The sequence below is a fragment of the Acholeplasma oculi genome (assembly GCF_900166985.1).
Classification (GTDB): domain Bacteria; phylum Bacillota_I; class Bacilli_A; order Acholeplasmatales; family Acholeplasmataceae; genus Acholeplasma; species Acholeplasma oculi.
Map to the genome: position 1 here is coordinate 1 of NZ_FUZK01000007.1, position 2,110 is coordinate 2,110.

Consider the following 2,110-nt stretch of genomic DNA (forward strand, 5'->3'; position numbering starts at 1 on the left):
AAAATGGTTTATCGAAGGTAGAGCACTGAATGTGTGATGGCCCCACCTCGGGGTACTGAGCCCAATCAAACTACGAATGTCGGTAAAGTAAGCTAGCAGTCAGACTACGGGTGATAAGGTTCGTGGTCAAAAGGGAAAGAGCCCAGATCGCCAGATAAGGTCCCAAAATCAATGCTAAGTGGAAAAGGAAGTAGAGATGCACAAACAACCAGGAGGTTGGCTTAGAAGCAGCCATCCTTTAAAGAGTGCGTAAAAGCTCACTGGTCGAGTGACTCTGCGCCGAAAATGTACCGGGGCTAAGCATTGTACCGAAGCTGCGGATTTAAAGTAAAGAATATTTTAAGTGGTAGGGGAGCGTTCCCGTTGCGGCGAAGCTAGATCGTAAGGACTGGTGGAGCGGCGGGAAGTGAGAATGCCGGTGTGAGTAACGAAAAGACGGGTGAGAATCCCGTCCGTCATAAACCCAAGGTTTCCAGGGGAAGGTTCGTCCGCCCTGGGTAAGTCGGGGCCTAAGGTGAGGCTGAAAAGCGTAGCCGATGGATAACTAGTAGAGATTCTAGTACCAGTATAATGACTGATGGAGTGACAAAGAAGGATAGGCGTCCACCCTAATTGGATTGGGTGAGAAGGATTCGAGGCGAGTACTTAGGCAAATCCGGGTACTATTAACGCTAAGAACTGATATAAAGACGTACGAGTTCAGGCTTTCAAGAAAAGCTTCTAGGGATAATCATTAGACTGCCCGTACCGTAAACCGACACAGGTGGGTGAGTAGAATATATTAAGACGCGCGAGAAAACTGTTGTTAAGGAACTCGGCAAATTGACCCCGTAACTTCGGGAAAAGGGGGACTCCTTATGAAAACGAGGAGTCGCAGAGAAAAGGCCCAAGCGACTGTTTAGCAAAAACACAGGTCTCTGCAAAATCGTAAGATGAAGTATAGAGGCTGACGCTTGCCCGGTGCTGGAAGATTAAGAGGAGATGTCAGGGGTTAAACCTAAAGCATTGAATTGAAGTCCCAGTAAACGGCGGCCGTAACTATAACGGTCCTAAGGTAGCGAAATTCCTTGGCGGGTAAGTTCCGTCCTGCACGAAAAGCGTAACGATTTGGGCACTGTCTCAACAACAGACTCGGTGAAATCAAGCTGCCGGTGAAAACGCCGGCTACCCGCGATTAGACGAAAAGACCCCATGGAGCTTCACTGTAACTTGATATTGAAACTGGGTGTAAGATGTACAGGATAGGTGGGACGCGTTGAAGTTAGTACGCTAGTATTGACGGAGCGGACGTTGGGATACCACCCTTCGTGCACTTAGTTTCTAACTCGCAGATGTGGAATCTGGAGGACAGTGTCTGGTGGGCAGTTTGACTGGGGCGGTCGCCTCCCAAAGAGTAACGGAGGCGCTCGAAGGTTACCTCAGAATGGTTGGAAATCATTCTAAAGAGTGCAATGGCAGAAGGTAGCTTGACTGCGAGACCTACAAGTCGAGCAGGGACGAAAGTCGGACATAGTGATCTTACGGTACCGAATGGAAGGGCCGTGACTCAACGGATAAAAGTTACCCTGGGGATAACAGGCTTATCGCTTCCAAGCGTTCACAGCGACGAAGCGGTTTGGCACCTCGATGTCGGCTCGTCGCATCCTGGAGCTGGAGTAGGTTCCAAGGGTTGGGCTGTTCGCCCATTAAAGCGGCACGCGAGCTGGGTTCAGAACGTCGTGAGACAGTTCGGTCTCTATCTATCGTGGGCGTTGGAGATTTGAAGGGAGCTGTCCTTAGTATGAGAAGACCGGGATGGACGCACCCCTGGTGCACCAGTTAGTACGCCAGTACTACAGCTGGGTAGCTATGTGCGGAAGGGATAAACGCTGAAAGCATCTAAGCGTGAAGCCCACCTTGAGATGAGATCTCCCAATTAGTAAGACCCCTTGAAGACCACAAGGTTGATAGGCTAGGTGTGTAAGCATAGTGATATGTTCAGCTGACTAGTACTAATAGGTCGAGGACTTAACCTTACGTGATGAATTCGCATCACAATTTCAATTTCAGAAAATCATTTATCTAGTTTTGAGAGCATGTCTGGTGACGATGGCGAAGTGGTTCCACCTGT

1 rRNA gene is annotated in these 2,110 nt (G+C 49.2%); it reads left to right on the plus strand.

From position 1 onward, the window contains the following. Positions 1–2,015 (plus strand): 23S ribosomal RNA (locus B5X49_RS07585); the annotation flags it as partial. Positions 2,016–2,110 lie beyond the last annotated feature (95 nt).